The organism is Paenibacillus sp. J45TS6, assembly GCF_018403285.1.
Classification (GTDB): Bacteria; Bacillota; Bacilli; order Paenibacillales; family Paenibacillaceae; genus Paenibacillus.
This window is the reverse complement of sequence record NZ_BOSJ01000011.1, coordinates 103,921-128,780: the sequence shown is the minus strand read 5'-3', so window position 1 is coordinate 128,780 and position 24,860 is coordinate 103,921. Positions and strand designations below refer to the sequence as shown.

Here is a 24,860-nt window from a genome sequence, read left to right as displayed (position 1 = left end):
GTATTTGTTAAACCGCAGTTAGAAAGGATAGTTTAGGAATGAGCAAAGAGGGAACAGACCCATATATGAAAAAAGAGATTGTAAAGGAGAAAAGGTTTACTTTCAGGCTTAATGTCTTTTTCCTTGCAACCTTTTTGATCTTTGGTGTACTGATCATCAGGCTGGCATATCTGCAGCTGGTTCAGGGTCCTACGCTAAAAAAAGAAGAAGCAAGTGTCGCAACGAAAAGTGTATCTCTTTCACCCATTCGGGGAACGATATTTGACTCTACGGGCGAGAATCGGCTCGCCTATTCGACCTCGACTCAGTCTTTGTATGTGAGTTTAGATAAAAACTACACCCGTGAAGAAAACAAAGATGAATTACAAGAGCTTGTTTCGAGTCTCAAACATGTTTTTGACCGGTATGGAGATTCGAGCAAAACAATGACAGAAGATGAAATTGAGGAAGCTCTTGATATATCCTATCGCAAGAATTACGGATATACGCCGAGAAGAATCAAGACAGATCTGACAGATGAAGAGATCGCCTATTTTCTATCCCATAAGGATGAGTTTCCAACCGTAGAAGTGGTAGAAGAAAATGTGAGACGTTATGACGAGGATACCGTTGCCGTACAAACGGTAGGTTATATGAAACCATTCCGTTCCGTAATTGATCCGGATTATGGACTCGGTTATTATCTGAAGGCCAAAGAAGAAACCGACCCTAAGCTTCAATATCTAGATGACGAGGAAGTCGGATATGATGGCATAGAGTTTATGTTTCAAGAGGAGCTAAGAGGGACGAAGGGTGTTAAGACATTCCCGGTGAACTCACAAAATCAAATTTCTGGTGAAGCAGAGATTACGGCTCCTAAAAAAGGGAATAACGTGTGGTTATCGATTCATAAAGATGTTCAGTTGGCTACCGAACAGGCAATCATGGACCAATTGGAATATTTGCAAACGACAAGTAATTCTAGTATTAAAGCACCAAATGCCAAAACGGGATTTGCAGTTGCCATGGAAGTGGACACAGGCAAGATCGTAACGATGGCGAGTATGCCTGACTATGACCCGAACATTTGGACAAAAGGAAGCATGTCACAAGAAGAACTTAATAATATTGCTCCTTATGCTTCAAATGGCGCCATTCGTGAAGTGTATCAGTCCTACAGCAGTAAAGAAGAGAGTTATAAACATCCTTCTTCCACGGTGTTGCTCGGTTCCGTTATTAAGCCATTATCTGTTCTCATTGGTCTGCAAGAAAATTTGTTTACGACTTCTACTTTATATAATGATGTGGGGGTAGGGAAGTTTGGTAAGAAGGGTTATGAAACTTCCGTTCGAAATTCGGGGAGCCACGCTTACGGTTTGATCGACCCTGCTTCAGCTATTGAGCATTCTTCCAATGCGTTCATGGTAGAAATGGTCGGAAATAAATTATATGAGAAGTATGGTGCAGATGGCGTTGATGTATGGGATAAATACATGAAGGAGTTTGGGCTAGGGGTATCGACAGAGAGCGGTCTACCTAATGAACAGTCTGGTCTGCGCGAATATATAAATGAAGCAGAGAATAGCAGTTCGCAGTCAGCGCTTGCCTATGCTTCTTTTGGGCAACAAGGAAAGTACACAACACTCCAGCTTGCTCAGTATACAGCCATGCTTGCGAATGAAGGAAAACGACTGAAACCCCAAATTGCAAGCAAGATTACGGATGTAGAAGGCAATGTAGTGAAAGAATTTGGTGCAGAAATACTAAACACCGTTGAGTTTGATTCTTCTTTTTGGGATGAAATCAAAGCAGGCATGAACAGTAATGCTCAAGGATTTGAGGGGTTCCCGTATGATTTTGCTCGCAAAACAGGAACATCTCAGCAAAGTGTAGGCGGCGAACTCGTAGAAAACGGCGTCTTTATCACATTTGCTCCTAGAGATAACCCGAAACTTGCGATTGCTGTTGTTGTGCCTGAAGGAGGATTCGGTTCCGTCAGTGCAGCGCCTATTGCACGTAAAATTTATGATGCTTACGATCAGTATATTGGCCTTGACGGAACACCCAAAATTCAAGATTCACAAGATCAGAGCGAAGCTTCCGAACAAGATGATTCTGGTGAGTAGGCTTTAAAATATCCAATTGCAATATATTATGACAAAACCGCGTGTGCCACGTGATTGAGGCACACGCGGTTTTGTCGTTTTATGACGAAATTGTAATCAGCAAAAGAGAAATTTAGATCACAGTTGTGGTAGAATAAAAAAGGATATCTATGGAACAGAAAGAAAAGTGAGGTATGGTATGACTCAGCAGCAAAATCATGAAAAGGAAGAACTGTCCAATAAGCGCCGATTTAGTTTTCGTCTTAATTTTTTCTTCTTTAGCTCTTTTATTATTTTTTCTATTATTATCATTAGGCTTGCTGTGCTTCAGTTTGTAGAAGGGCCAGAGCTCGCGCAGCAGGAAAGCGGCAGTGTGACTAAGAATATACCGCTACTTCCGGTAAGGGGTTCCATACTTGACTCTACGGGTGAGGTGAAACTTGCTTATTCAGAGCCTATTCAGTCACTGTACATTACTTTATATAAAAATTATAGTAAGCCGACAGACGGTTCGGTAAATCCAAACCATGAAGAAGCATTGGAGATGGCTGAGCGTCTTGCTGAAGTCTTTGAAAAGTATAAAGACCCGGACGCGGAAACATTAACTGCAGCTGATATCGAAAAGGCAATGGACCTTAATTATCGGCAAACGCATGGTTATACACCTAGGCTGATTAAAAGTAACTTATCAGAAAAAGAAATTGCTTATTTTTTGCAACATAAAAAAGAGTTTCCTGGCGTCAGCGTAATCGAAGAGACGGTAAGAAAATATGATGAGGATACAGTTGCTGTTCAGGCAATCGGCTATCTTAAAACATTTAAGACCTCAAAAACACTCGAGAAATATAAACAAGTAGATGAAACAAATAAAGATCAGACAGATCCAGGACTTGTCTATTCTGAACTGGAAAAGGTTGGTGTAGACGGCCTTGAAATGCAGTATCAGGATGAACTTCGTGGTAAAGCAGGCTATAGTCAAATTCCAATCAATCCACTGAATCTTCCAGAAGAAGGGACAGTTATTCAGGCCCCTGAGAAAGGAAAAGATATCGTATCTACCATCAATAAGGAGATTCAGGTGGAAACGGAACAAGCGATAATGGATCAGCTTGATTGGCTGCATCGTAATCCTGTCTCTGGTAAATTACATCTTAATGCTACAAGAGGTTATGCTGTTGCGATGGAAGTAGATACAGGCAACATTGTGGCAATGGCGAGTATGCCGGATTACGATCCTAATGATGAATGGGATTATGACAAAATTAAATACATTTATCGTAACGGTACAACAGAATCGTACCCGCCGGATGATTCGAGAAGACGGATGGAGTCGACCGTACTTTTGGGTTCTACGATTAAACCGTTAAGTGTTCTGATTGGTCTGAAAGAAGGATTGTTTACTTCAAATACCGCCTATCAAGATATAGGTTATGCAACGATTGGTAGGGAAAATAAAAGAATTAGTAACTCACAAAGCCATGTATACGGACTCTTGTATCCAGATACAGCGATCAAGCACTCGTCTAATGCTTTTATGGTCGACATGATAGGTAAAAGATTATATCAGAAATATAAGAGTGAGCCGGATCAAGGACTTGGTGTGTGGGATAAATACATGAAAGAATTTGGTCTTGGGGTAGAGACCGGTGTGGATCTACCACGTGAATTTAAAGGGCAGATTGAATACTTGCAAGAGGATCAAACTGCGTTAACAGGTCTTGCGTATGCATCCTTTGGGCAGCAGGGTAAGTATACGACTATGCAGCTTGCTCAATACACAACGATGCTTGCTAACAAAGGAAAAAGGTTGGAACCGCATCTCATCAAAGAAATTCGTGATTCTGAAGGAAATGTAGTCAAGAAAATTGAACCTAAGATACTCAATGAAGTGGATTTTGCAGATGAGTACTGGAATACGGTTCACCGCGGGATGTCAACCAATGTGGACATGGCCTTCTCAGGTTTCCCATATGACTTTGCTCGGAAAACAGGTACCTCGCAGCAGGATATTTATTATAATGGGACAAGAAACCGGATTGATAATGGTGTGTTTATTGCCTTTGCACCGCGTAAAAATCCGAAACTGGCTGTAGCCGTCGTTATACCAGAGGGTGGATTTGGTTCCAGCAGTGCGGCTCCTATTGCTCGTAAAATATTTGATGCTTATGATAAAGTGTACGGTCTGGATGGTGTTCCAAAAGGGAACCCGCAAGATGATGAAGAAACTTCACAGAATGAATAGATTGATAAGAAAGGCGTCTTTTGCATAAAAGCAAAGGGCGTCTTCTTTTTTGTACAATAGTGGTAAATCTTGGTATAATTAGCGTATATGTACAGTTGTTGTTTTATCTATGGGGGGACTACTAATGAATCGTTATGAACAGGATGAAGAGAATATAAAGATCGAGCGGAGACGGACTTTTCGTATGAATATTTCCTTTTTCGCCGTTTTTATATTATTTTGTGTTCTTATCGTAAGACTTGCGTTTATACAGTTTGTGGAAGGGGAGGAACTAGCGAATCTAGAACGAGGAGAGAATAAAAGAGCAGTACCCATGATGCCGATCCGTGGGACGATCTATGATTCTACTCATACACCACTGGCTTATTCAGAGCCCTCGCATTCTTTATATATTTCTTTATACGAGAATTATGGATTGTCTAACGGGATTCCTACAGCGGGAAGAATTGAAATGAATTTAATGGCTGAAAAAATAGCAGATATCTTTACGAAATATGGGGAGAAGGATGCCCCAGAAATCACTGCTGGGCAGATTATCGAGAGCCTGGATCTTAATTATTCCAAATTCGGCGGATATGTTCCACGTCTCATCAAAAGCAATTTATCAGATAAAGAAGTAGCCTACTTTTTACAGAATAAAGATCAGTTTAAAGGGATTCAAATCATTGAAGAAACGGTGCGTAAATACCATAAAGATACGCTTGCTACGCAAACCGTTGGATACCTGTTTAAATATAAAGGAGCCAAGGATGATCCGTTCTATAAGAAAATTAGTGAACATAATTCAGAAGTGGGTCTAGAAAATCCAGGTCTTTTTTATCAAGAGAATGAGAATGTTGGCTTCGGCGGGCTTGAATTACAATATCAGGAGGAACTGCGCGGGGAATCGGGCTATCAGTTAATACCAGTAGATATGCGTAATATGCCGACAGGTCCAGGGGAGCTAGTGCCGCCTAAAAAAGGGAATGATCTATATACAAATCTGCATAAAGATGTGCAGCGGATAACGGAACAGGCTATTACAGATCAGATCAAAGCGCTTCGTACGAGTGGTAGAAAGGAATCACAAAATGCAAGAATGGGCTTCGCAGTAGCGATGGAAGTGGATACCGGAAATGTAATAGCTATGGCAAGCATGCCGGATTACGATACGAATGTATGGGAGAATGGGGGCGTTTCTCCTAAGGTGTATAACGAAATAAAAAATGTATACCAAAATGGTACGATACGCTCTTTTTTTCCTACAGATCAAACGAATACAACTGAATCCGTTGTTCTGCTGGGCTCAACCATTAAACCTCTGAGTGTTCTCATAGGTCTAGAAGAAGGACTCATCAGCCCATCAACCGTGTATCCAGACAAAGGATATGCTGAATTTGGTCTTGATGGCTCAAGAGTAGGAAATTCTGGTGGTTCAGTGATGGGGAGCTTGACTCCACGGGAGGCCATTCGTAGATCATCCAATGCTTTTATGGTGGATTTGATTGGGGAAGGGCTTTGGAAACGTTATGGCAGCAGCAAGGCGATCGATATCTGGGATCAATATATGAAAAAGTTTGGGCTTGGGGTAGAAACTGGGGTGGATCTCCCTAATGAATACCGAGGAAATATTGAGTATAAGAACGAAAAGGAAACAGCCCTCTCCCGGCTTGCTTTCGCCTCTTTTGGACAGCAGGGAAAGTATACGACAATGCAGCTTGCTCAGTACGTAGCCATGCTTGCGAATAAAGGGAAACGCATGGAACCGCATCTTGTCAGCGAGATTAGGGATTCTGAAGGGAATGTCATCCGTAAAATAGAGCCAAAGGTGCTGAATGAAGTGAAGTTTAGTGATGCGAACTGGAATCTGATTCGCAGTGCGATGGCAACCAATGTGGGGACGAGTTTCGATGGATTTCCTTATGATTTTGCTAGGAAAACCGGTACATCTCAGCAGGACATATTCTTTAACGGAACCAGAAAGCGGGTCGATAATGGAGTATTTATTGCCTTTGCTCCTCGTGAAAATCCAAAACTTGCGGTCGCCGTTATGATTCCGGAAGGTGGCTTTGGATCGGTCAGTGCTGCCCCGATCGCTCGTAAAATCTTCGATGCATATGATATGTATTACGGTTTGGATGGCACACCTAAGAAACAGAAGGCAACCAAAGAGAAATAAAAATAGGCGCACAGAATTATATATGGGCCATAGCGTATTGTAGCCAAATCGAAGACAAGCAAGAGAAAATTTCTCTTGCTTTTTTATTTTGTCTCCCATAAAATTTGCCTTAGGGAAACTTAATTGGTTATATGTAAATTAATTGTTGTAGGTTAAACAACTTGTACATGGTAAAGATCTGGGTTTTGGAATTTTGGAAATCACCGCAGAGAGGAAGAGTGGACAATGAAAAAGAGGAGTAAATGGAATCGAATCGTTATAGCTGTTGTAGTAATGAGTTCAATCCTAGTTTTAGCAGCTTGCGGTACATCAAGTGAAGCTGGGGGAAACGAAGAGACGGGGAAATTAAAGATTACGACTACAACGGGTATGATTGCAGATGCAGCTAAAGAAGTCGGCGGAGATCATGTAGAAGTAACCGGACTGATGGGACCAGGAGTGGACCCCCACTTGTATAAAGCTTCTCAAGGAGACATTAGAAAACTGGAACAAGCGGATCTCATTTTATATAACGGTTTACATCTTGAAGGAAAGATGTCCGATATTCTAATCAATCTAGGCAAGTCTAAGACCGTGACTCAAGTGACGAAGGATATTCCAGAAAGCGAACTGCTGATGGTTCCTTATGGGGATAAGGAAGAGGCGGATCCTCATGTATGGTTCGATGTGACAAAGTGGATACAGGTTACGGATACAATTCGGGACACTCTTACTCAGGCAGATCCTGAACATGCGAAAGACTATAATGACCAGGCGGATGCGTATATAGCGAAGCTGCAAGATTTACACGAAGAAGTCAGCGAAAGTATTGCTTCCATTCCTAAAGCTTCTCGGGTGCTCGTCACTGCACATGATGCTTTTGGCTATTTTGGTCAGGCTTACGATATTGAAGTGCTTGGTTTACAAGGAATCAGTACATCTGCTGAATATGGAGTGAACGATGTTAGTGAGCTGAGGGATTTCCTTGTAGACAACCAAATTAAAGCCGTCTTTGTAGAATCCAGTATTTCACCTAAAGCGATGGAAGCGATCGTAGCTGGGGCAAAAGAGAAAGGGCATACGGTTACGATTGGCGGTCAATTATACTCCGATGCGATGGGCCAAGAAGGAACCGAAGAGGGAACGTATATTGGTATGGTAAAACATAATACGAAGGTTATCGTTGAAGCTTTGAAATAGGATACACAAGGATAAGAGGAGTGGAGAAAATGGGCATATTAACGCAGGAAGACACCGTGAATGCAACAGAATCAAGTGAAGTGCAATTTCCGTTTTCTGTTCAGCATCTGGCCGTTGCCTATCATAAAAAACCGGTGCTTGAAGACATCACATTCTCCGTACCGGAAGGGAAATTAATAGGAATATTAGGACCGAATGGAGCCGGAAAGTCAACGCTCATTAAAGCAGCGCTGGGGCTCGTGCCCTCCCTCAGTGGGGATGTCAAAATCTACGGAAAACCCTATAAAGAACAGCGCAAAAGAATTGGATATGTACCTCAGCGAGAATCTGTGGATTGGGATTTTCCGACGAATGCCCTTGATGTAGTGATCATGGGGAGGTACGGAAGACTGGGTTGGTTTAAGAGACCTGGGAAGAAAGAAAAGGAAATCGCAATGGATTGTCTGAAAAAAGTAGGGATGGCCGATTTCTGTCACCGACAGATTAGTCAGCTGTCCGGTGGACAGCAGCAGCGTGTATTCCTGGCAAGAGCCCTTGCGCAGGATGCGGATATCTATTTCATGGATGAACCCTTTGCAGGTGTGGATGCGACAACAGAGAAGGCGATCATCGCCTTGCTGAGCGAATTGAAAGAACAGGGGAAAACAGTGCTTGTTGTTCATCATGACCTTGCTACAGTAGAGGAATACTTCGATCATGTCATACTGCTGAACGGAAAGTTAGTGGCAGCAGGTCCAACACCAACCACTTTTACATCAGAGATGCTTCAAAAAACATATGGCGGCCGTATTGCGATGATTGGTCAGTCAGCCGCTGCGGAGAAGTGGAAGGAGTAGTACGTATGATGAACTGGATATTCTCCATTATGACAGATCCAAATGCAAGGTGGATCATGCTTGGTTCGATGCTGCTTGGGTTTAGCAGCGGAATGGTGGGATCATTTACTTATCTTCGTAAGCAAAGTCTGATTGGAGATACGTTAGCCCATGCCGCTCTTCCAGGCATCTGTATAGCCTTTATGCTAAGCGGGGTAAAATCAACTTTCTTATTTATGCTGGGTGCTCTCGTTTCCGGAATAATTGCGACAGTCGGAATATCAGTCATAACGAAGTATTCCCGTATAAAACAAGACACTGCACTCGGTGTTATATTGTCCGTCTTTTTTGGAGTAGGGGTTATGTTGTTAACCCGCATTCAACACGGGGATTATGGAAGTCAGAGCGGACTGGATAAATATATGTTTGGTCAAGCGGCTTCTATGGTTAGAAGCGATGTCTATACGATGCTTGGCGTTTCTATATTTCTACTTGTTGTATGCTGTCTTTTATTTAAAGAATTTAAGTTAATTAGTTTTGATCCGGGATTTGCTAGAGGAATGGGGTATCCCTCTGGGTTACTAGCGCAGCTGCTGTTGTTCCTTACGGTAATTGCCGTCGTAGCAGGGGTTCAGATTGTAGGTGTCGTGCTTGTTGCTGCACTTCTCGTTACGCCCGCTGCAGCGGCTAGATATTGGACACATCGGCTGGGTCTGATGGTTGTACTGGCTGGATTATTCGGAGCACTTAGTGGAGTAATCGGTACGGTGATTAGTGCAACAACACCCGATTTACCTACAGGACCAGTAACCGTACTCGTTGCTACAGGATTGTTTGCTGTATCTGTTCTTTTTGCCCCAGATAGAGGATGGATTGCAAGAGTCATTCGTGGCCGGAGAGTGAAAACAGATTATAATCAGCGGTCAAGTAAGCAGCAGGCTGAAATCAGGAAGTAGAGGAGAATTATTATGTCAGGATTTTGGATTATACTCACCGCGATACTCGTTTCCTCCGCCTGTGCGCTTCTTGGGACTTTTCTAGTGCTGAGAAAGATGGCAATGGTCGGGGATGCCATTAGTCACGCTGTGCTGCCAGGTATAGCAATTGCCTTTCTAATCAGCGGGCGCGAGTCGCTGTGGATTTTGGCAGGCGCTACTGCTTTTGGACTCATTGCTGTTTTTCTCATTCAAATGTTACAAGGGGGCGGTCTATCGTCCGATGCATCGATTGGGATTGTGTTTACGGCACTCTTTGCCGTAGGGGTTATCTTGATCAGCTTGAACGCACAAAATATTGATCTTGATCTCGATCATGTGCTTTTTGGGGAAATTGCTTATGTTCAGTGGGATCAGCTGACTTTGGGCGGTGTTGACGTAGGGCCAAGGGCGGTATGGATGCTTGGGATAACCCTGTTTGTCATATTGCTCTTACTAACTTTATTTTATAAGCAATTCAAACTGTGTTCATTTGATCCAGCACTTGCCGCAGCAAGCGGTATTCCGGTGGCACTGTTTCATTATTTACTCATGGGGATGGTCTCCATGACTTCGGTTGCCTCTTTTGATAGCGTAGGGGCTATTCTCGTTGTCGGGATGCTCATTGTTCCTGCTGCAACCGCCTATCTATTGACGGATCGTCTTGGGGTCATGCTGACTTATAGTGTTCTTATCGGAGCAGCAAGTTCCGTTGCTGGATATTATATGGCCTTCCTGCTTGATGCTTCGATTGCGGGGTGCATGGTGGCCTCGGCAGGAGGGTTCTTCGTACTTGCTTTTCTGTTCTCGCCGCTTCATGGTGTTCTCGTTCGGAGATTCATGCGAGGCAGGGGAAGCAGGGAAGTACAACTGTAATATGGAATATATATGAAATGCATAGAAATAAAATCATAGAAAAGAGCAGGTGAGGCCACCTGCTCTTTTTATGTATGTCTTACATTTGACTTTGTACCATTAAACCTCTTTTGTTGCATTTCCTTGTTTATGATAAAATGCGATATGTATTGTGATTCATAAATGAACAATAAAGATAAAGAATGGATGGATAAGAGAAAAAAAGGAGGAAACTTATTTTGAATAATCAATATCGATATAAACTACTTGCGCTAGATATGGACGGCACGCTGCTGACCGATGAACATGAAATCTCTCACGAGACGTCCAGCTGGATTCATAAGGCGATGAAAGCGGGTATACATGTATGCCTATCTACAGGACGTGCTGCTCATCATGCGCTTCCTTATGGCCAGGAACTTGGACTTGAGACACCGATGGTTACGGTGAACGGAAGCGAAGTATGGAAGTCGCCGAATGAACTGCAAGTTAGAACCTTGCTTGATCCAGAACTTGTATCTAAAATGCATGAGATTGCGATAAAGCATGATTGCTGGTTCTGGGCTTATTCGGTAGATAAACTGTATAACAGCGAACGGTGGGTGGAATCCATCTACGATCATGAGTGGCTGAAATTCGGTTATACAACCGAAGATAATGAAGTCCGTCATCAGATTTTGATGGAGCTTCAAGATCTGGGTGGTCTTCAGATTACGAATTCTTCAACAACGAACCTCGAGATTAATCCGGCGGGTATTTCTAAAGCCAGCGGGATTCAGGAAGTATGTAAACTGCTCGGAATTACGATGGAAGAGGTGGTTGCGGTAGGCGACAGTCTGAATGATCTTGCTGTCATTCAAGCAGCAGGTCTTGGAGTCGCTATGGGGAATGCACAGGAAACGGTAAAAGAAGCAGCAGATCTCGTAGTAGGCACGAATAATGAAGATGGAATCGTGGAAGTGATACGAGACTATATTTTGAAGGAGGCATAATCGCCTGATGACAATCCTTGGTTGGATTCTTGTTATTCTATTATTTGCGATTGGACTTGCGGGAGCGATTTTCCCCATCTTACCTGGCGCTCTTGCCATTTACTTCGCCTTTTTCGTATATGGATGGTTCTTCGGATTTGAATCATTTGGAGTCTGGTTCTGGATTATTCAGACACTGATCGTCGTGGTGCTGTTTGTTGCAGACTACGTCGTTAATGCCTGGGGCGTGAAGAAATATGGAGGTTCAAAGCTGTCGACCACACTGAGTACCATTGGTGTCATTATCGGACCTTTTGTAATACCGGCTTTTGGACTTGTTATTGGACCCTTCTTAGGCGCTTTTGTCGGGGAACTGATTGGCGGATCGACGGTCCAAAAGTCCGCGAAAGTTGGATTTGGTTCGGTGTTAGGTTTATTTGCAAGTACAGTCATGAAGATCATCTTGCAAGTAGCGATGGTTATCATATTTTTTATATGGATTACGGTTCATTAAAATTAGGTTCCTAAACGTTTCGTTCGGGGGAAGGAAGAAGGGAATTACGTCTTGTCTAAAAAGGAATCATTCATCAAGGGTACGATTATCCTTGCTGTGGCAGCTCTTGTTGCCCGGCTGCTTGGGCTTGTCCAGCGCGTTCCGCTTGAACACTTGCTCGGAGATGTGGGGGACGCCTCTTTTGGGGTTGCAAACAGCGTATATCTAATGCTGCTTACGGTTGCTACCGCAGGTATTCCAAGTACGCTCAGTAAAATGGTCTCCGAGCGCTATGCACTGGATAAACCTGCGGAAGCAAAACGAATTTATCAAGCTGCACTTATTTTCTCCGCATTTGCTGGGATTGTAATGACGATACTGCTATGGACATTAGCGCCATTCTACGCAACGTATGTTGCCCAAGTTCCGGAATCGGCTTTAGCCATTCGTGCACTGGCTCCGGCGCTCTTGTTGTTTCCGACGATTGCCATGATGCGCGGCTACTTCCAAGGTCGCAACAACATGACAGCAGGCGGAATCTCGCAGATTGTCGAACAATTCGCACGGGTCGGTACGGCAATCTTGCTTGCTTATATTTTATTAAGAGCGGGATATGGAGATAGTGAGGTTGCAGCAGGTGCAACTTTCGGGGGAGTACTCGGTAGTGTCGGTGCATTCGCAGTAATGTTGTATTTCACTCGGAAACAGATTCGGAAAGATCGAGAACTTGGTCTCCATGATCTGCAAACTGCGCGCATTCCATTATCTCGGATCTATCGTGATATTTTCACACTTTCGATACCAATCGTATTGTCATCGTTAGCTGTACCGGCCGTTAACTTTATTGATTCATCTATTATTAAACCCCTGATCAGCGGTCAGGTGGGCTCAGACACGGCTACAACGATACTTGGTATTTTGACAAACCGCGCTCAGCCCGTTGCGGGGATTCCGCCGATCCTGGCGATTGCACTTAGTACATCGCTGATCCCGATTATCTCGGCAGCATTTGCGAGAAAAGATGAAACGCATCTGCGTAATCAAGTGACACTCGCTATGCGGATTGCTATCATGACAGGGATGCCGATGGTTATTGCTCTCTGTGTAGCTGCTTATTCAATTAATGGTCTCCTGTTTAGTAGTTTGGATGGCAGCGGAATTGTTGCTTTATTGACGTTCGGGACGATTTTTCAAATTACAATGATGACTTCAAATTCCATTCTACTGGGTATCGGCAAACCAAGAATTACAATGGTAACCGTGTTTATCGGGATTATAGTCAAGTTGTTGTCCAGCTTTATTCTTGCACAGTTCTTTGGAATTTATGGAATCATTATCTCAACAGGTCTTGCTTTCTTTGTCATCACCCTTCTCAATATTCGTGTACTTAAAAAGACAGTTGCCTTCTCCATTCTCGGTAAGAGATGGGTTGGTTTTCTGATGACCGTTATTATATCCAGTGCGATTGGATATGGACTTCATCAGCTTGGGCTGTCTATGGTAGATATGATGCCTGCAAGAGTGGCATTTCTACTGAACTGTATCATCGTTGGAGTCGCGGTAGTCATCAGTTATTTTGTTCTGCTTATTGCGCTGCGTGTACTTCGTCAGGACGAGCTTGCGAACTATCCGCGGATGATTCAGAAGGTGCTTCGGCCTTTGATGAGATTACAGCGAGGTAGTAAGCAAGGTAGCAGAGGATAAGATAAAAAGAACGATAGCTCTTAAAGGGCTTCGTTCTTTTTTTATAGGATCTTATTGGTATTTCTCATTTCGCTCAAATCATGAACAATTCCAAGTTTCCATAGAGCGAATCGGTGCCGGTAACTCACATCAAATATACGCGGTCTCCTTGGAAGGTTGAGGTGGCCAAGTGTGTCTGTATGAGGAGTATGCGTAAGCCAGTCTTCACGGGTTATTTTCTCATAGGGCATATCATACCAAGCTTTATATAGTGTAGGACTGTATATTTTATTGTCTGTAGAAAGAACATCTTTATTACTTAGTGCAGCTGTGAGAAGGGACTCCTCCCGTTTCTGACCATAGAGTGAAGTATAATATTTAGGCCAATATTCACTTCGGGAACCTTCGTGAGGTATTTCTTTAGAAAAGGCGGTGGCTCTCTCTAGTACCTGCGAATACCCGAATAGCAGGGCATACAGTGCTTTGCCGAACTCAATCCGTTCATGCAGTTTGTTGAAATGAGTAATGGTCAAACCGACCAATTCCTGATCCACGCCAAGCGGAATAATAATATGATTAAGCCCAGCCAGTTCATGAGAACGAAAAGAGAGGGTAGCCATGACATGATGCTGATAATAGGGATTGCGAATGACCCGGTTCTCGATATAATTTTGCTCGTTAATAATGAGACCGACGGTCAAGATCTCGCTGCTACGTTCAAGCCAGAATTGTTCCCAAAAAGGACTCATAAAGGCAGAAACATGAAACTCGGATAGCAAATGAAAATAGCTTCGACCTTTTTCCCGGCTTTTCATATATAACATCAGCTGCGGATAGGCATCTTGAAAAATAAGTGCATTACACCGTTCTAAGAGAAGATAAACTTGTTTATTATCCTGATTTTTAAGTACATTAAGCAAAAGCTCGCTCTTTAGATCGGTCATATTGTAGCCGCCGTTACGAGATACAAAATGAGCAAGCAGAGCCCAGTGAAGCTCCGGGTAAGCTTCATAGCAAGCCAGATAAGCAGCAGTTCTTGTTAAATTGCTTTGATTATGCTGCTGAGTTTGTTCCATGATCTCGCGCACGAGATTCAGCTCTTCCACACTATAAGGATCGAGCTGACTGCTCCGCATGGAAGCAGGCTGGACTCCGCTGGCCCGTACACTAGCAAGGGTTTGTTCTAGTTCATTCTGTATCCAGGAAGCGGATGAAGTAGGCCAGGTGAGTGGACGAAGCGGATGACGCAGCCTTTTCGATGACCGAATAGCGGCCTGTTTCCCGCGAATCACTTCTGCTGCAGTTATAGGCAAGGTCTTTAACATTTGCCAAATTGCGTCTAAAGAATGGACAGAAGATTGCTGACTTTTCATCTATTTCTTGCCTCCTCTTTTGCTACAGACTTTGCCTGGTTATATAATAGTATGTACGAATGATTTGACTTCCACTCGTCAAGAATGATTCACTAAACCAGAAAGTCTATACGAGCTGTAACTAGAGAGGATGAATAAGGATGAAAAAAATTACTTCTAAAGCGGAATTCGATGTGTTAACCCAATCTTCTAATTTGACGGTCGCTGTCTTTAAAGCAGACTGGTGCGTAGACTGCAGATTTATTGATCCTTTCATGCCGGAGGTAGAGCAGGAGTTTTCCCAGCTGCTTACCCTGATTGAAGTCGATGTAGAACAAACCGGTGATCTAAGTCAGGAACAGAACATTCTAGGAATCCCTAGTTTTGTGGCTTATGCTGATGGACGCGAGCTCATTCGTTTCGTAAATAAAAATCGCAAATCACGTGAGGAAATTGTAGAATTCCTTAAGCGGGCGGTTGAAGTGTATCAAACAATGCGCAGCTAAAATGATCATAAAGTAATTAAAACACCGTACTCTTCGATAAGGAGAGAACGGTGTTTTTTGTGCTGGATAGAATAAATTTGGATAGGATCTGGGGAAACAATGAAAAATGTTACGTTTTAACAGCCGTTAAGATATTGTCACAATCCCCTTATGTTTCGAATTCTTTTATCCGTTATAATAATTAGAGTTGCTGAGAATTGCTTATACAATCAGCATGCGGAGAGTTTTCTCCGCCATATCATATAATTGCAGGTGAATAAGGTTGAAGCATATCAGACTTTTAAAATGGTTTAGTTTTGTGACTACGCTGTTCATGTTTTTTGCTACATTTGGCGGCGGGGTAGTTACACGTACGGATTCGGGCCTTGGTTGCGGGAATGAGTGGCCATTATGTCACGGGGAATTTGTGCCTGCGCATACACTTGCTTCGCTCATTGAATATTCACACCGGATTGTCAGTACGTCAGCAGGGCTGCTTTCCATTACCACATTTGTACTCTTTATGCTGTTTGCTAAACAGCGCCGTGATCTACAAATTTTTTCACTTTTAACATTGTTCTTCGTTGTTATTCAAGGGATGATGGGAGCACTCGCAGTTGTATTCTCTCAGGTACCCGCTGTTATGGCACTACATCTTGGTTTTGCCATTATTTCGCTTGCAAGTTCCTTGATGACTACCCTTGGTGCAAGGCAAGAACAGAAATTTGGCGGACTTGCTAAGTTCGACAGCCTGCCGCGGGTAAGCAAACAATTTCGTAATTTAGTGTGGCTAACGATGATTTATTCTTATATCGTTGTTTATACAGGGGCTTTCGTCAGCCATACCGAGTCTGCAGGCGGCTGCAGCGGATTCCCGCTCTGTAATGGAGCTGTGATTCCTGAACTCTCCGGCGGTGTAGCTGTTGCATTCCTGCATCGTGTTGCTGCATTTTTCCTTGTCGTCATTATTGCAGTCCTCAGTTACTATGCTTACCGTTATAATAAAGGGAACAGGGAGTTACAAATGCTTGGGATTACAGCGATCTCGCTCGTAATTATACAAGTGTTGTCCGGTGTAGGCCTTATGCTGACCATGGATCGTCCTGAGATTTACATGTTTGTTGTACTTGCTCATATGACCATTATTTCGGTATTGTTCGGGCTTCTTGCCTACATGAGTTATGTAGTGTGGAAACTGGCTAAACCGGCAGGTATTCATCGCTCATAAAAGGTAGATAAATAACTGGATACAACAGATGTATCTTGGAAAAAAATAGCGGGACAGTGTACAATAAATGCTAGTGCCTGTCCGAAGGCTGCATATGTAAATGACAAAGTCCACGAATTAGATTTCGCAGGGCTTTGTTTTATAAAGGAGGATCTTCCACATTGATTTATTCAAATTTACGTGAGTTTGTAACCAAATTACAACAGGAAAAAGACCTTGTTATTATCGACGCGCCTGTTGATCCTTACTTAGAGATAGCAGAAATCCATAGACGTGTCATTGAGGAGCAGGGACCTGCTTTGTTATTTACAAACGTAAAAGGAACTCCTTTTCCGGTACTCACGAATATGTTCGGCACGAGCCGTAGAGTAGATATGGCATTTGGACCAAGACCTGAAGAACTCATGAAATCCATTGTTGGTGCAACGAAAACGCTTATGCCCCCTACACCAAAAGCACTCTGGAATGAACGAGGCTTGATTAAAGAGGCGCTAAAAGTAGGTTTAAAAACAGTGCAGCGAAGTGAGGCACCCATTTTATCTGCAAATCAAACAGAAACCCCGCTGAAGATGCTTCCGAAGGTAACGAGCTGGCAGCTGGACGGAGGTCCATTTTTAACATTGCCGCTTGTTTATACAGAACATCCGGATGATCATAAAGATCATAACCTTGGGATGTATCGGATTCAAATTTATGATGATCATACAACAGGCGTGCACTGGCAGATTCAAAAAGGCGGCGGATTTCATTACCATGAAGCTGAACAGCGCGGGCAAGGGTTACCGGTATCTGTCATTCTAGGTGGACCTCCCGCTCTCATTGCGTCTGCGATTGCTCCTATCCCGGAGAAACTTCCGGAACTGCTCATGGCATCTCTAATCATGGGGGACAAGCTGAAAATGGTTGATGACCCGTTCGGGGGACACCGCATGCCGGCTGAAGCAGAATTTGTAATCAAAGGAATTGTGCCGCCTCACGAGCGTAGAATGGAAGGGCCATTCGGCGACCATTTCGGTTATTATTCTTTGGCTCATGAGTTTCCCATCTTGAACGTGGAACGGATGTGGCACCGCAAAGATGCGATTTATCCGATGACGATTGTGGGTAAACCACGTCAAGAAGATTACTATCTCGGAGAATTCGTGCAGCGCTTATTATCTCCCGCTTATTCCATTGTCATGCCGACGGTGAAAGATTTGTGGGCCTATGCGGAAAGCGGAGTTCACGCGCTTGCTTCTGCTGTTGTACGGGAAAGCTATTCGCGTGAGGCATTAGTCTCCGGATTCAGCATACTTGGACAAGGACAATTGTCTTTGACCAAATTTTTGATTTTAACCGATCAGGCGATTGATTTATCTAACTTTACGACATTGATTGAAACGGTACTAGAACGGTTTGATCCCAAGACGGATCTGTTTATTTTTGATCATACTTCACATGATACGCTGGATTATACCGGTCATAAGCTGAACCATGGAAGTAAAGCCATCCTAGTCGGTGTTGGAGAAAAAATGCGCGATCTTCCTCGCACATACGAAGGTGGATTTGTGAATGAAATATCCGATATCAAACCTTACTGCGGCGGGGTATTGCTTGTAGAGGGAGCTTCCTATGAGGAAGAACCAGAACTTGCAGGCCGGCTCGTAGAACGTTTTGGGGCACTCGAACAGACTTGGCCGCTCGTCATTCTGGTCGATCATGCACAAGAAACAGCGAAAAATCAGATGTCCTTCTTATGGACCGTGTTTACTCGCTTTAATCCAGCAAGTGACATGTATGCAGATACTTCAGTGAAACGGAATCATATTGGGTACTCCTTGCCGATCGTGATTGATGCACGGATGAAGCCGGGTTACCCTGAAGAAGTCATTCCGCGGGAAGATATTGTGGAACTCGTCGATTCGCGCTGGAAATCATATTTCGCAAAGGTCCAATAAGAAGCAGGGATTCTGTGTGCCTGGATGGGGAAAAATGAGGTGCAGGGAGGATGTTCATATGCTGCGTACTTTATTAGGTGAACCACCCCGGGTGAACTCGGGATACTTGAAAGAAGCCATGGATGCAATGGCGCGTATGTTGCAGTTACTTATGAATGAAATAAAAGAGAGTACTGACCCAACACATGATTATCGTGAATTGGAAATATGGACCCGCGGACTAATAACATCTTTAGATGAGCTCGAACAAAGTTCGTTTGCTGCTTCTATTTATGCGGCGAAGGTCCATGCTGCATCAACGGATGATATGGGGCCGGATGAAAAAGCCGATTATGCCAGATACGTATACTTTTACAAGGACGGCTTCATCCGTATGTTTGCAACCTTAGACAAACTGGGTAATGTTCTAGATGACTGGTATCATTTAGAAACATCCAGAATCAAAGCACATTTTTCCTATTTCACGGTTCTGAAACAGCTCGAAGGGCAACCAAAGCATAAGACGCTTCTCATCAAATTAAGCAGCCTGAAAGATAAGTATCATCAGCCCATGAACCGTCTTCGTAAAAGGCGAAACACAGAGATTCATCATATGAATGTGGAGATGCAAGATGATTTATGGCAAAGGCATCAAGCACTGCATGGAAAAGTGAAACTGGAAGACCTTAAAGCATTTACTTCCGATCTGGAACTTGGTGTGGATTTAGTCTCGAGAAGTTTACATGAATCCTTTGAGTACATGATTAGCACTTGGAAAAAACAAACGGTTCGCTCTTAATATTTTCCTTTGACAAGTGTTATGAAATATCATATACTTTCACTAAGTTTCTGAAACAATTAATTTGTTTAGCAAACGTCAACATTCGACATTATCATTATTCATAATTGCATATCATTCTTATCGAGAGTGGCGGAGGGACAGGCCCTATGAAGCCCGGCAACCGATTCTTTATAGATCGTTTTTCTATATAGGATGACATGGTGCTAAATCCTTCAAGATCATACGTTTTGGTCTTGGCAGATGAGAAGGAGTCGTTTAACTATTGATGCCCTCTTTTTCTGTGAAAAAGGGGGTTTTTTGTGTCTATGAGTCAAAATGAGAATGACCGCAAGGCAAGGAGGTACCGTATTGATTGAATTAAAAAATATCCGCAAAGATTACGGACAAGGAAAGCAGGTAACCACTGCGCTTTCAGGGCTTGATTTGTCTATTCATAAAGGCGAAATCTTTGGTGTGATCGGTCATTCCGGAGCAGGGAAAAGTACACTGATTCGGTTGATTAACTTATTAGAGCGTCCAACATCGGGTGAAGTATATGTAGACGGCATTAATATGACGAAATTAAATAAATCGCAACTTCAAGCGCAGCGGCGCAAAATAGGGATGATTTTTCAGCATTTTAATCTGCTGAGTTCTGCTACCGTTTACGAAAATATCGCATTCCCGCTTCGTTTAGTAAAAACGGACAACAAGAAAGTGGATCAAAAGGTGAAGGAATTACTTGAACTGGTTGGACTTACAAACCACAGTAACAAATATCCTTCTCAACTGTCCGGAGGACAAAAACAACGTGTAGGTATTGCAAGGGCGCTGGCAAGCGATCCTCAAGTTCTGTTGTGTGATGAAGCGACCTCAGCGCTTGATCCGCAGACAACGAACTCCATACTTAAGTTGTTGCTTGATATTAATCAGAAGTACAATCTTACGATTGTACTCATCACCCATGAGATGCATGTAATTCAGACCATCTGTGATCGGGTGGCTGTTATTCATCAAGGCGGGATTGTAGAAGAAGGACCGGTGGCAGAAGTATTCCTGAAACCGCAACATCCCGTTACCCAAGAATTTATTTTACGGGAAACGGAAGTTAGCGATCTAATGGTGGAAGCCATTCAGGCTTCGCATTTAGAGCATTCACAAACGGTAAAAATCACCTTTCTGGGAAGTAAAACCTATGATTCGATTTTATCGCAGACTGTGCGGCAAACCGGAGTGGATTTTGCAATCTTGCAAGGAACAATCTCTACAATCAAGCAGATGCCGTATGGTCAGTTGATGGTTCGTTTAGAGGGACATCCTGAACAGATTTTAAGAACGGTTGAATCCTTGACAATGCAAGGTCTTGAAGTGGAGGTGCTAAATAGTGGGTCTTGATTTTTCCGTAATTAACTGGGATGAGATTCAAAAAGCTACCTTAGAGACACTAAGTATGCTGCTTGTATCCGGTATCTTTACTTTTATTATTGGATTGCCGGTGGGCATTATCCTGTTTTTAACTTCACGATCTGCTTCTATGCCAAATCGTGTCATATACACTGTACTTTCTTTTATCGTAAATATCTTACGTTCGGTTCCCTTTATTATTCTGATTGTTGCCATGCTTCCGATTACAAAAGCGATTGTTAGCACAACAATCGGGGTGGTGGGAACAATCCCGCCGCTGGTCGTAGGTGCGGCACCTTTCTTTGCAAGGCTCGTGGAGACTTCTCTGCGTGAAGTAGACAAAGGTGTTATCGAAGCATCGCAAGCGATGGGTGCTTCAACTGGGCAGATTATAATGAAGGTGCTCATGCCCGAAGCTCTTCCTGGGTTACTTGCAGGAATTACGATCACGGTGGTCACACTCATATCCTACACCGCAATGGCCGGGATGGTTGGCGGCGGGGGACTTGGTGCTCTAGCCATTAACTATGGATATTACAGGTATGAACGAGAAGTGATGATTGTTGCGGTTATCGTTATGATTATTCTGGTACAAGTCCTGCAGATGGCAGGGGACAGATTAGTCAAACATTTTACACGTAAATAGCAATTCGCTTTAAGAGATAGGGATTTACTAAATTAGGAGGGTTTAACGATGAAAAAATGGTTATTGTCTGGTCTTACACTCGCATTGGTACTAGTTCTAGCTGCATGTGGAAATGATTCTGCTGGTAATGATACGACAGGAAGTGGCGATAGCGGTCAGACAGATAAAAGAGTCACCCTTCGAGTAGGAGCATCACCTGTACCGCATGCTGAAATTTTGGAGCAAGTAAAGCCGATCCTTGCAGAAGAAGGTATTGACCTGGAGATCACCATCTTTAACGATTATGTACAGCCTAATGTGCAATTGTCTCAAAGCCAACTGGATGCAAACTTCTTTCAGCACAAGCCTTATCTCGACGATCAAAATAAAACACGTGGTTTGAATTTGGTTGCTCTTAACAATGTTCATGTAGAACCTATTGGAGCTTATTCCAACACCGTTACATCTGCAGATGAATTAAAAGAGGGTGCGAAGATCGCCATCCCTAATGATGCTACGAACGGTGGTCGTGCCCTGATGTTGCTTGATAAAAACGGAATTATTAAACTGAAAGACAACACGAATGTAGAGTCTAAAATCAGTGACATTGCGGAGAACCCGAAAAATGTGAAAATCGTTGAACTGGACGCAGCTATGCTTCCAAGACAACTGGGTGAAGTAGATCTCGCTGTAATCAATGTGAACTATGCACTTGAAGCTGATTTAAATCCACTTGAGGATGCCTTGTTCATTGAAGATGAAGAATCTCCTTATGCGAACTTGCTTGTCGCTCGTGAGAACAATCAGAATGATGAGGCTGTACAAAAGCTTAATGCTGCTCTGAATTCCGATGAAATCAAGAAGTTCATTGAAGATAACTATGCGGGAGCGATCGTTCCTGCATTCTAAAAATGACGAAGAACCTGCGCTCTGTTCACAGAGGCAGGTTCTTTTTCTGTAGAAATCCTTCCTTTCTTTTCTTATTACTCCAGCTATATTATACTGAGTAGGAACCGCTCTTTTTAGGAGGAGGAAGGGATATTGGACAACAAAGTCGCTCTGATTACAGGAAGCGCAAAGGGACTTGGCAAGATGACAGCACTTCGGCTTGCAGCAGAAGGGTATGATATTGCTCTGAATTATGTGCATAGTCAGAAGGAAGCAGAGGAATTATGCGCCGCCGTCAAAAAGCTGGGAGTTCGTTGCATCGCAGTACAGGCGGACATATGTAAGGCAGAAGATATCGAACGGTTGATCTCAACAGTAGAGCATAAGCTTGGTGTAGTGGATATACTTATAAACAACGCCGGTCCTTTCATTAGGGAGCGGAAGCTGTTTTCGGAATATACGCAAGAAGACATTATGATGTTAACGCAAGGAAACCTGGTAGGGACGATGTTGTTAGATCACCGGGTGCTTCCGGGTATGCGGAAGAAAAATTGGGGACGTATTATCCATTTCGGATTTAGTCATGCGGGTGAAGCGAGATCTTGGCCACAGCGAGCGGTTTATGCCTCCGCGAAGGTAGGGCTTGTTTCTTTTACAAAGACGCTTGCGGTCGAAGAAGCACCTTATGGTATTACCGTAAATATGATTTGCCCTGGTGATATTCGGGGAGCGCATAAAGAGATGACCATTGAACAAGTAAGTGGGTTAATTGATAAGGAGACACCAAGAGGAAGACCAGGAAGCGGAGAAGATGTGGCAAGAGTTATTCATTACCTATGTCAGGATCAATCGGACTTTATAACTGGGAATATTATGGATATATCGGGAGGACTCGATCCTATTCGTCCAACCATTACAGAATAAAGAAGAGAGTCCCCTATTCGGGACTCTCTTATATGCTGAGGGGATGATTAGAATACTTGAACTACTTCTTGTACGCCCTCTACTTCTTCAACGAGTGCGCGTTCAATCCCTGCTTTTAATGTAATGGTGGAGCTTGGGCAACTACCGCAAGCACCCATTAGTTTCAGCTTAACGATGCCGTCTTCAACATCAACCAATTCCACGTCACCGCCATCGCGTTGCAGGAATGGGCGAAGTTTATCAAGAACTTCTAGAACTTCATCATACATGGTGCTGCTTTGTACGTTTTCGCTCATATTGTCAACTCCTTTCCTTCCCTTTATTATAGTACAATTGAAGTCAAAATAAAATGGTCAAAACTAAAGCAGGTGAATAATTTGAGACCCATTATTGAATTTTGTACCAACAACATGCATTTTGGAACGGATGAGGTCTTTGAGGCACTGGAAGAAAACCTCGAATATGATGTAATCGAATACGGATGCCTCACTAATTGCGGACAATGCAGCAGTACTCCATTTGCTCTTGTGAATGGGGAAGTTGTCACAGCAACAAGTGCAAAGGAACTACATGAAGCCATTTTGTCCAAAATTGCAGAAATTGACGCATGGAATGACCTGGATCTTTAAAGGGAGAGCCTCTCTTTTTTAACCCAGATGACGTTTTGACATCCAGAGGACACCGCTTTTCAGAATCCGCGGAACACGTCCCATCATCGATGTCTTACCCATAAGCCCAAAACCAGCTTTCTTGCCAAGTGCTCCTAGAGTACCGCGCAGTTTGAGAGCTTCGGTTTTGGGTTTTTCATTCTTCCAAAATGCATGAATGATATGTGCAATTTGTTCTCCTTGCACTTCTGCAGCCTGTGCGCTTGGTGCAAAAGGAAGGCTCGCACAGTCACCCACAACATATACTTCAGGATATTCAGGAATTTGATAATACTCATTAAGAGTAACTCGGCCTTGGGGATCTTTCTGTACATTTAGATCACGGACGATTTTTACAGGCTGAATTCCTGCTGTCCATATTACCGCATCAGTTACGATTTCTTCATCCCGATTATAAATGGCATGGGGTTCAACCCTGGATACCGAAATATGATTTTTAATCTCTACCTGATGTTCTGCAAACCATTCTCCTACATAAGCAGATAATCGCTGCGGAAAAGCAGAAAGAACACGATCACCTCGGTCTAAGATGGTTACATTTAGATCTGAACGGCTTTCTCTGATTTCAGCAGCGATTTCGACTCCGCTGAGTCCTCCTCCTACAATGTGAACTTGGCCATAAGGCTTGATTTCACTAAGGCGCAGATAGGTCTCACGTGTGCTTCGGAAGCTTTGAATGGTATTACTATATTCTTCTGCACCCGGGGTTCCATGAAAACGGTCTGTGCACCCAAGACCAATAACTAATTGATCATAAGGAAGGGGGTCCTCATTTTGAATTTGAATCACTTTTCCTTCTAAATCAATAGATTCAACTTCACCATATTTATAGGTCAGACGTTCATGAACAGGGTACTGCACACGCAGATCATAATCAGATACAGTCCCTGCAGCAAGTGCGTAATATTCAGTTTTAAGCCCTTGAAAAGGCATGCGGTCCACGAGGACAATTTGGGTATCATTTGGGATAGAGCCTTCAAGAAGATGTTTAATTACGGTAAGACCGCCGTAGCCGCCTCCGAGGATAACGATATTTTTCATGACGATATAACTTCCTTTCTTATGCGATCTTGCAAAGATGTTAGTTTACGCTCGGTCATGATAATAAGGCCGATGGGATGATGGGATAATGAAT

22 protein-coding genes and 1 riboswitch are annotated in these 24,860 nt (G+C 43.2%); of the genes, 19 read left to right on the top strand and 3 right to left on the bottom strand.

Annotated features, from left to right (window positions below; translation table 11 throughout):
- Positions 1–38 precede the first annotated feature (38 nt).
- From KJS58_RS16715 to KJS58_RS16670, 10 genes are all read left to right on the top strand, one after another.
- Entirely contained in the window at positions 39–2,105 is a 2,067-nt protein-coding gene (locus KJS58_RS16715) for a peptidoglycan D,D-transpeptidase FtsI family protein (RefSeq protein WP_213534102.1), read from the top strand.
- 178 nt (positions 2,106–2,283) lie between these two features.
- Entirely contained in the window at positions 2,284–4,326 is a 2,043-nt protein-coding gene (locus tag KJS58_RS16710; RefSeq protein ID WP_213534100.1) for a peptidoglycan D,D-transpeptidase FtsI family protein, read from the top strand.
- Between the two features lie 124 nt (positions 4,327–4,450).
- Complete coding sequence (locus tag KJS58_RS16705; protein WP_213534098.1) at positions 4,451–6,484, top strand: peptidoglycan D,D-transpeptidase FtsI family protein; 2,034 nt, start codon at positions 4,451–4,453, stop codon at positions 6,482–6,484.
- A 225-nt stretch (positions 6,485–6,709) separates the two neighbouring features.
- A complete protein-coding gene (locus KJS58_RS16700) occupies positions 6,710–7,663 on the top strand; it encodes a metal ABC transporter solute-binding protein, Zn/Mn family (protein ID WP_213534096.1) in 954 nt (317 codons plus the stop codon).
- A 29-nt stretch (positions 7,664–7,692) separates the two neighbouring features.
- On the top strand, positions 7,693–8,499 hold the full coding sequence (locus KJS58_RS16695; RefSeq protein ID WP_213534094.1) for a metal ABC transporter ATP-binding protein: 807 nt from the start codon (positions 7,693–7,695) through the stop codon (positions 8,497–8,499).
- A 5-nt stretch (positions 8,500–8,504) separates the two neighbouring features.
- Complete coding sequence (locus KJS58_RS16690; protein ID WP_213534092.1) at positions 8,505–9,434, top strand: metal ABC transporter permease; 930 nt, start codon at positions 8,505–8,507, stop codon at positions 9,432–9,434.
- Between the two features lie 12 nt (positions 9,435–9,446).
- Positions 9,447–10,328 (top strand): metal ABC transporter permease, encoded by an 882-nt coding sequence (locus KJS58_RS16685; RefSeq protein ID WP_213534090.1) that lies wholly within the window; start codon positions 9,447–9,449, stop codon positions 10,326–10,328.
- Positions 10,329–10,546: 218 nt separating this feature from the next.
- Entirely contained in the window at positions 10,547–11,299 is a 753-nt protein-coding gene (locus tag KJS58_RS16680) for an HAD family hydrolase (RefSeq protein WP_374705828.1), read from the top strand.
- A 7-nt stretch (positions 11,300–11,306) separates the two neighbouring features.
- Positions 11,307–11,792, top strand: a complete 486-nt coding sequence (locus KJS58_RS16675; protein ID WP_213534088.1) for a DUF456 domain-containing protein — start codon at positions 11,307–11,309, stop codon at positions 11,790–11,792.
- 51 nt (positions 11,793–11,843) lie between these two features.
- Positions 11,844–13,475 carry a putative polysaccharide biosynthesis protein gene (locus tag KJS58_RS16670; RefSeq protein WP_213534086.1) on the top strand — a complete coding sequence of 544 codons (1,632 nt, stop codon included), beginning with the start codon at positions 11,844–11,846 and terminating at the stop codon, positions 13,473–13,475.
- A gap of 41 nt (positions 13,476–13,516) precedes the next feature.
- On the opposite strand, the gene KJS58_RS16665 is transcribed toward KJS58_RS16670, so the two are convergent.
- The gene (locus tag KJS58_RS16665; protein WP_213534084.1) at positions 13,517–14,827 is read right to left on the bottom strand and encodes a DUF2515 family protein; all 1,311 of its coding nucleotides are present in this window, start codon (positions 14,825–14,827) and stop codon (positions 13,517–13,519) included.
- 140 nt (positions 14,828–14,967) lie between these two features.
- Between KJS58_RS16665 and KJS58_RS16660 the strand changes: the two genes are divergently transcribed.
- The 8 genes from KJS58_RS16660 to KJS58_RS16625 all read left to right on the top strand — a co-directional run bounded on the left by KJS58_RS16660 (position 14,968) and on the right by KJS58_RS16625 (position 23,057).
- A complete protein-coding gene (locus tag KJS58_RS16660) occupies positions 14,968–15,312 on the top strand; it encodes a thioredoxin family protein (RefSeq protein ID WP_213534082.1) in 345 nt (114 codons plus the stop codon).
- A gap of 298 nt (positions 15,313–15,610) precedes the next feature.
- Entirely contained in the window at positions 15,611–16,519 is a 909-nt protein-coding gene (locus KJS58_RS16655; protein ID WP_374705827.1) for a COX15/CtaA family protein, read from the top strand.
- 161 nt (positions 16,520–16,680) lie between these two features.
- On the top strand, positions 16,681–18,456 hold the full coding sequence (locus KJS58_RS16650; protein WP_213534080.1) for a UbiD family decarboxylase: 1,776 nt from the start codon (positions 16,681–16,683) through the stop codon (positions 18,454–18,456).
- 58 nt (positions 18,457–18,514) lie between these two features.
- Positions 18,515–19,234, top strand: coding sequence for a Cthe_2314 family HEPN domain-containing protein (locus KJS58_RS16645; protein ID WP_213534078.1), 720 nt, complete (start codon positions 18,515–18,517; stop codon positions 19,232–19,234).
- A 117-nt stretch (positions 19,235–19,351) separates the two neighbouring features.
- Positions 19,352–19,484, top strand: a riboswitch (SAM riboswitch).
- Between the two features lie 101 nt (positions 19,485–19,585).
- Positions 19,586–20,611, top strand: a complete 1,026-nt coding sequence (locus KJS58_RS16640; protein WP_213534076.1) for a methionine ABC transporter ATP-binding protein — start codon at positions 19,586–19,588, stop codon at positions 20,609–20,611.
- Complete coding sequence (locus KJS58_RS16635) at positions 20,598–21,266, top strand: methionine ABC transporter permease (RefSeq protein ID WP_213534176.1); 669 nt, start codon at positions 20,598–20,600, stop codon at positions 21,264–21,266. The genes KJS58_RS16640 and KJS58_RS16635 overlap by 14 nt, the downstream gene beginning before the upstream one ends.
- 48 nt (positions 21,267–21,314) lie before the next feature.
- On the top strand, positions 21,315–22,154 hold the full coding sequence (locus tag KJS58_RS16630; protein ID WP_213534074.1) for a MetQ/NlpA family ABC transporter substrate-binding protein: 840 nt from the start codon (positions 21,315–21,317) through the stop codon (positions 22,152–22,154).
- Between the two features lie 132 nt (positions 22,155–22,286).
- Positions 22,287–23,057, top strand: coding sequence for an SDR family oxidoreductase (locus KJS58_RS16625; protein WP_213534072.1), 771 nt, complete (start codon positions 22,287–22,289; stop codon positions 23,055–23,057).
- Between the two features lie 47 nt (positions 23,058–23,104).
- Here KJS58_RS16625 and KJS58_RS16620 read toward each other — a convergent pair whose 3' ends face one another.
- Positions 23,105–23,353, bottom strand: a complete 249-nt coding sequence (locus KJS58_RS16620; RefSeq protein ID WP_160034785.1) for a NifU family protein — start codon at positions 23,351–23,353, stop codon at positions 23,105–23,107.
- Between the two features lie 81 nt (positions 23,354–23,434).
- Here KJS58_RS16620 and KJS58_RS16615 point away from each other — a divergent pair, with 81 nt between their 5' ends.
- On the top strand, positions 23,435–23,686 hold the full coding sequence (locus tag KJS58_RS16615; protein WP_213534070.1) for a YuzB family protein: 252 nt from the start codon (positions 23,435–23,437) through the stop codon (positions 23,684–23,686).
- Between the two features lie 18 nt (positions 23,687–23,704).
- Here KJS58_RS16615 and KJS58_RS16610 read toward each other — a convergent pair whose 3' ends face one another.
- Positions 23,705–24,766, bottom strand: coding sequence for an NAD(P)/FAD-dependent oxidoreductase (locus tag KJS58_RS16610; protein WP_213534068.1), 1,062 nt, complete (start codon positions 24,764–24,766; stop codon positions 23,705–23,707).
- Positions 24,767–24,860: the final 94 nt, after the last annotated feature.